The organism is Streptococcus mitis, assembly GCF_946190335.1.
In the GTDB taxonomy this organism is placed as follows: Bacteria; Bacillota; Bacilli; order Lactobacillales; family Streptococcaceae; genus Streptococcus; species Streptococcus mitis_CH.
On record NZ_CAMHZN010000006.1, the window covers coordinates 148,744 to 154,966 of the forward strand.

The following is a 6,223-nucleotide window of genomic DNA, read 5'->3' on the forward strand; positions in this document are numbered from 1 at the left end:
ACTTTCTTTCTATATGAAGTATTTATAATTCTACGACTGTCATACTTCCTGTATCCACATCGTAAATAGCACCAGAGATAATGACATCATCTGGTATTAGGGGAGAATCGATAAGGAGTTGCATGTCCTCACGTACACTCTCCTCTATATCTTGAAAGGGCAAGAAGTCCTGGTCTGACACATCGACACCTAGTTCCTCTTTTAAATACTCCTGAAAAGGCCCATTTTCAAAGGTCTGAGCACCACAGTCTGTATGGTGCAATACCACAATCTCTCTTGTCCCCATTTGTTGCTGGGAAATAACTAGCGAACGAATCATGTCCTCAGTCACTCGACCACCTGCATTCCGCAAGATATGAGCATCCCCAAGTGCCAAGCCCAGAGCTTGCGCCACGTGCAAACGTGAATCCATACAGGTCACAATAGCCACTCTTGTTTTGGGTTTAAGTGGCAGATTTAACTGCCCATGTAGGGCAACATAAGCCTGATTGGCTTGCATAAACTGTTCAAAATACGACACGATTCCCTCCTTGAAAATTTGATAGTCAAATATTTCTCCTATCTTATCATTTTTAAGAGGATTTGTCACAGATTAAGCAAAAACCTTTTTCAAAACTTCCTGAATCGTTGTCACGCCAATGACCTGAATTTCCTTAGGCGGAGTAATTCCTGTCAAAGAATTCTTCGGTACATAAATCTTGGTAAATCCCAGCTTAGCGGCTTCGTTGATACGCTGCTCGATACGATTCACACGCCGAATTTCTCCTGTCAAGCCCAGTTCTCCCACAAAACATTCCTGAGGATTGGTTGGCTTGTCCTTGTAGCTCGAAGCAATGGCAACTGCAACAGCCAAGTCAATGGCAGGTTCATCCAATTTGACACCGCCAGCAGATTTGAGATAAGCATCTTGATTTTGCAAGAGAAGCCCTGCCCGCTTTTCCAAAACAGCCATAATCAGACTCGCACGATTAAAATCAAGTCCTGTCGTCGTACGCTTAGCATTTCCAAACATAGTCGGTGTTACCAAAGCTTGAACCTCCGCCAAAATCGGACGCGTCCCTTCCATGGTCACAACGATTGACGAACCAGTCGCCCCATCCAAACGCTCTTCTAGGAAAACTTGACTCGGATTGAGTACCTCAACCAATCCGCCCGACTGCATCTCAAAAATCCCAATCTCATTAGTGGAACCAAAACGGTTTTTGACCGCTCTTAAAATACGGAAGGTATGGTGGCGCTCCCCTTCAAAGTAAAGCACCGTATCCACCATATGCTCTAGCATACGAGGACCAGCCAAGGTTCCTTCCTTGGTCACATGACCTACGATAAAGATGGCAATGTTATTGGTCTTGGCCAGTTGCATAAGCTCAGCCGTCACCTCACGCACTTGAGAAACAGATCCCTGCACCCCTGAAATCTCAGGAGACATAATGGTTTGAATTGAGTCAATAATGAGGAAGTCTGGCTGGATGCGCTCCACCTCAGCTCGAACACTCTGCATATTGGTCTCTGCATAGAGATAAAACTCGCTATCAATATCTCCCAAACGCTCTGCTCGTAGCTTAATCTGCTGGGCAGACTCCTCTCCGCTGACGTAGAGAACCGTACCCACTTGAGACAGCTGGGTTGAGACTTGTAGGAGAAGGGTTGATTTCCCAATTCCAGGATCCCCACCTATGAGGACGAGACTTCCTGGTACCACTCCGCCTCCAAGTACACGGTTGAATTCCTCCATCTCTGTCTGGGTTCGATTGACATTGATGGAGGTCACCTCAGCCAGTTTCATGGGCTTGGTTTTCTCACCTGTTAAAGACACACGCGCATTTTTGACCTCGGCAACCTCAACCTCTTCTACAAAGGAAGACCAAGACTCACAGTTGGGGCAACGTCCCAGATATTTAGGGGAATTATAGCCACAATTTTGACATACAAATGTCGCTTTTTTCTTTGCGATGATAAACCTCTTTCTATATCTCTAACTCACACTCAATTACTTGGCAAAAATCAATCTTCTCATTTGGCACAAACTGGCGCATGAGCATTCGATGAGCAACAACTACCACAGTCTGATGTTCTCGATACTTAGACATACATTCTAGAAAACGAGACTTCATTTCCGTAGCTGTCTCATATTGAATAGGACTATTAGGAAGTAACTCCCCCTTATTTTCTAGAAACATAGTACGAGCTTTTTCAAAATTATCTGTGCCACTTTCATAGACCTGCCATTCATGTAATAATGGCTCCACTCTCAAAGGAAGTCCAGTAACACAAGCCACATAAGAAGCCGTTTCTAAAGCTCTTGTGACTGCAGAAGATATGATTATTTCAGCTGAAGGAAGCAAGAGATTTTTGCTCAGTTTCTGGGCTTGTTGCCGTCCCTTCTCAGACAAGGGTGCCAAATCTATCCCAAATCCCGTATAAGAATGTTCCTCTAACTCACAATAATCTGGCTCCCCGTGACGTAAAAAGATAATCTTCATCTTAGTGCCCGGTCGATCCAAATCCACCAGTTCGAACGCCATCAGCCGCATCTCCATCTGCAATTAAGAAAGGAGCAAAAACAGCCTGGACAACACGTTCCCCAACTTCAAGAACAACCTCTTGGTCTGTGATATTCTTCATCTGAGCAAAAATATGCCCTTCATTTCCAGGATTTCCATAATAATCCCCATCAATGACACCCACAGAGTTAATCAAGACCAAGCCCTTCTTACGAGGATTTGAAGAGCGATCATAAAGGTAAAGAACCTCAGTCGGTTGCATATAAGCCTTAACCCCTGTCGGAACCAAGACAATCTCTCCTGGCGCAATAACCGTACGCACAGCAACCTTTAAGTCGTAACCAGCCGCATGCGCTGTTTCACGCTTGGGCAATAAATTTTCATCTGTAAAACTAGAAACCAATTCAAAACCACGAATTTTCATCATCTTCTCTTTTCTATTATCATTTATTCTAGATTATTCTATCTTATTTATTCGGAAAAAGCACGAAAAAAAGAGCACACAATTCAAATCGCTTAGGGCTGCTGGATTCCTCCCCTGACCCGCTTCACGCAGAACTGTTGCTCCACTATTTATTATATCACATTCCTATTCATTTTAAAAGCAAAATTATTTTTTCCGTCTATTTCTAAAAAAGTCCTGCATAATAGCTGCGCATTCATCTTCCAAAATTCCCGTTTCAACATCCACACGATGGTTGAGACGCTCATCTTTCAAGATATCGTACAAACTCCCAGCAGCGCCAAATTTCTGGTTTTTAGCCCCATAGACCACGTTTGGAATACGGGCGAGTCCAATCGCACCACTACACATGACACACGGCTCAATAGTCACAAAAAGCGTGCAATCAAGCAAGCGCCAGCTCTCCTCACTCAGATTCGCATTCTCTATAGCCATAATTTCCGCATGCATAACCGCTCGTTGCAACTCCTCACGCGCATTATGCCCACGACCAATGATTTCTCCGTCCTTGACAATCACACAACCAATTGGAATTTCATCGTGTTCAAGAGCAATCTCAGCCTCTCTCAAAGCTTCCCTCATAAAGACTTCTTTTTCTTCAACTGTATAATTCATCAATTTCCCTTTTTCTACTTGTCGATTCTATTATTATATCATGATTCCCAAGACAAAAAAAGCCACCGAATGCGGTGACTTTATAGGGAGATTATTATGAAAAAGAAAAGTTTAGGATATTTGTTACAACAAGTTAGGAGGTCTTCTTGTAACTGTCTATAGTATACCCGACCTATCTTAAACAAATCTTAAAAATCTCTTAGGACCAAACACTTTCTAAAATATTTGTTTGTTCACGACCAGGACCTACTGAGAAAGTAGAAATACGAACGCCAACCAATTCGCTCACACGACGAACATAGTTACGCGCATTCTCAGGAAGATCTTCCAAATTACGAACTCCAGTGATATCTTCTGACCAACCTGGCAACTCTTCATAGATAGGCTTGCAACGTTTCAATTGCTCAAGACTAGCTGGATAGTAGTCAATACGTTGACCATCAAGATCATAGGCCACACAGATTTTCACAGTATCTAAACCACTCAAAACATCGATAGAGTTCAATGAAAGATTAGTAATACCAGAAACACGACGACTATGACGCATCACAACTGAATCAAACCATCCCACACGTCGTGGACGACCAGTTGTTGTACCATATTCATGACCTACTTCACGGATACGTTCTCCCACTTCATCAAACAACTCAGTTGGGAAAGGACCGTCTCCTACACGACTCGTATAGGCTTTACATACACCAACAACCTTATCAATCTTACTTGGACCAACACCAGAACCAATGGTCACACCACCAGCCACAGGGTTTGATGACGTAACAAATGGATAAGTACCTTGGTCGATATCTAGCATAACACCTTGTGCACCTTCAAAAAGCACACGTTTACCATTATCAAGCGCATCATTCAAGATAACAGATGTGTCTGTCACATATTTCTTGATTTGTTGACCATATTCGTAATACTCTTCAAAAATATCATCGAAATCAATCGCTTTACTGTCATACAATTTTTCAAAAAGACGATTCTTTTCAGCAAGGTTACGTTCTAAACGCTCACGGAAAATATCTTTATCCAAAAGATCTGCGATACGAATCCCAACACGAGCAGCCTTGTCCATATAAGCTGGACCAATTCCCTTAATTGTAGTACCAATCTTATTGTCGCCCTTAGCTTCTTCTTGCAAGCGATCCAACTCGATATGATAAGGCAAAATAACATGCGCGCGATCAGAAATACGCAAATTATCAGTTGTCACACCCTCCTCATGAAGATAGCTCAACTCTTTTACAAGAGATTTAGGATTTACAACCATTCCGTTACCAATAACAGAGATTTTTTCAGGGAAGAAAATTCCAGATGGAATCAAGTGCAACTTAAATTTCTTACCATCAATCACAATCGTGTGACCTGCATTATCACCACCTTGGTAACGTGCAATCACTTCTGCATTCGCTGAAAGGAAGTCTGTAATCTTCCCTTTACCTTCATCACCCCACTGGGTACCTACAACAACAACTGAAGTCATAATCTTGTCTGAGCCCTCAGGCTCTTCCTTTCTCACATACATGGCAGGACTCTCACCTGCAATTATATCTTACAATTTATTATAAGAAAAAATCGCCTTTTTATCAAGAAGAAACAATAGAAAGATTTGCTATTTCCAACTATTAAAAAATGATTTAGAAATAATTCCGGCTATTTATCATTATATTCCTACAAAAAGTTAAATTTGTTCGGAAATTAACTCATACTGTCTCAACAAGCAACAAAACCTTGTTTCATTATCAATTTTTCAAGATACAAACGATAAGCAACACGATAATGGTAAACAATAAAATCCCGATAGCTCACAATACGATATCGGACAAGATAATAAATCAAAAACTTAAAATGAAAATGTTCCCAGTCCCAACTATTACCAAAGAAAGTAGCATACTCTTCTTCGATACTGTCATAGAAATCAGTCATCTGATCATAAATATTTTGTAGCATAAGCATACACTCCTTTACTTTTTATGATCTTATTCTAACAAAAAATTTTAATTAATCATTAATAATTCCTGAATTGTTAAAATACCAACCTCAACAAGAGAAAAAATAGGAAAAGTTGACAGAATAGGAACAAATTTCCTATAAACAATTTATAAAAACTATTACTCTCACTAAAAATCATCCAGTACGGTTTTAATAGCATTGAATATTGCTCAGTCTAAACTATGAAGTGATTGAATAGAAATAAAATTCCTTAATAATATCAAAAAGAAAAAAGGTTCTCTATTGTGGAAGAAGGACTCGGACCCACGACCTTCATATAATATTTGTAGTGGGTAAATCCCCTATGGATCTTATTTTGTTGTAGGAAAAAGTCCCATAAGATCTATAATGAAAAGCGATCAAACAATCATATGGAACAATTACATTGCTAAACTGAATTATGAGGCTTCATTTGTGGAAGTCTAATGACACGAGATAGATTATTAATTACATAACAAAAAAAAGAGGTCTAAACCTCCTTTAATTAACTACTCCGCCAGTAGGACTCGAACCTACGACATCATGATTAACAGTCATGCGCTACTACCAACTGAGCTATGGCGGATTAAAGCTAAGCGACTTCCATATCTCACAGGGGGCAACCCCCAACTACTTCCGGCGTTCTAGGGCTTAACTTCTGTGTTCG

Annotated in this window: 7 protein-coding genes, 1 tRNA gene and 1 other RNA gene; all 9 read right to left on the reverse strand. The window is 40.8% G+C overall.

The features are described from left to right. Positions 1 to 22: 22 nt before the first annotated feature. A complete protein-coding gene (locus N8O43_RS09060) occupies positions 23 to 520 on the reverse strand; it encodes a beta-class carbonic anhydrase (protein WP_004240973.1) in 498 nt (165 codons plus the stop codon). A 72-nt stretch (positions 521 to 592) separates the two neighbouring features. After that, complete coding sequence (gene radA / locus N8O43_RS09065) at positions 593 to 1,954, reverse strand: DNA repair protein RadA (RefSeq protein WP_261090137.1); 1,362 nt, start codon at positions 1,952 to 1,954, stop codon at positions 593 to 595. 13 nt (positions 1,955 to 1,967) lie between these two features. After that, positions 1,968 to 2,525, reverse strand: coding sequence for a histidine phosphatase family protein (locus N8O43_RS09070; RefSeq protein WP_000863560.1), 558 nt, complete (start codon positions 2,523 to 2,525; stop codon positions 1,968 to 1,970). After that, a complete protein-coding gene (locus N8O43_RS09075) occupies positions 2,485 to 2,928 on the reverse strand; it encodes a dUTP diphosphatase (RefSeq protein WP_000701987.1) in 444 nt (147 codons plus the stop codon). Before N8O43_RS09075 ends, N8O43_RS09070 begins: the two co-directional genes overlap by 41 nt. 56 nt (positions 2,929 to 2,984) lie before the next feature. Continuing rightward, an RNA gene (gene ffs / locus N8O43_RS09080) (signal recognition particle sRNA small type) lies at positions 2,985 to 3,082 on the reverse strand. 32 nt (positions 3,083 to 3,114) lie between these two features. Then, positions 3,115 to 3,582 carry a tRNA adenosine(34) deaminase TadA gene (tadA, locus tag N8O43_RS09085; RefSeq protein WP_261090128.1) on the reverse strand — a complete coding sequence of 156 codons (468 nt, stop codon included), beginning with the start codon at positions 3,580 to 3,582 and terminating at the stop codon, positions 3,115 to 3,117. 199 nt (positions 3,583 to 3,781) lie between these two features. Beyond that, positions 3,782 to 5,068: an adenylosuccinate synthase gene (locus N8O43_RS09090; protein WP_004237599.1), complete on the reverse strand. Its 1,287-nt coding sequence runs from the start codon at positions 5,066 to 5,068 to the stop codon at positions 3,782 to 3,784. 230 nt (positions 5,069 to 5,298) lie between these two features. Further along, a complete protein-coding gene (comW, locus tag N8O43_RS09095; protein ID WP_060627312.1) occupies positions 5,299 to 5,535 on the reverse strand; it encodes a sigma(X)-activator ComW in 237 nt (78 codons plus the stop codon). Positions 5,536 to 6,068: 533 nt separating this feature from the next. Continuing rightward, positions 6,069 to 6,142 (reverse strand) — tRNA-Asn (locus N8O43_RS09100). Positions 6,143 to 6,223: the final 81 nt, after the last annotated feature.

Excerpts from the sequence above, each read along its gene's own strand:
- N8O43_RS09070 (WP_000863560.1), bottom strand. The coding sequence starts at position 2,525 with ATGGCGTTCGAACTGGTGGATTTGGATCGACCGGGCACTAAGATGAAG.
- N8O43_RS09075 (WP_000701987.1), bottom strand. The coding sequence starts at position 2,928 with ATGAAAATTCGTGGTTTTGAATTGGTTTCTAGTTTTACAGATGAAAAT.
- tadA (WP_261090128.1), bottom strand. The coding sequence starts at position 3,582 with ATGAATTATACAGTTGAAGAAAAAGAAGTCTTTATGAGGGAAGCTTTG.
- N8O43_RS09090 (WP_004237599.1), bottom strand. The coding sequence starts at position 5,068 with ATGACTTCAGTTGTTGTTGTAGGTACCCAGTGGGGTGATGAAGGTAAA.
- comW (WP_060627312.1), bottom strand. The coding sequence starts at position 5,535 with ATGCTACAAAATATTTATGATCAGATGACTGATTTCTATGACAGTATC.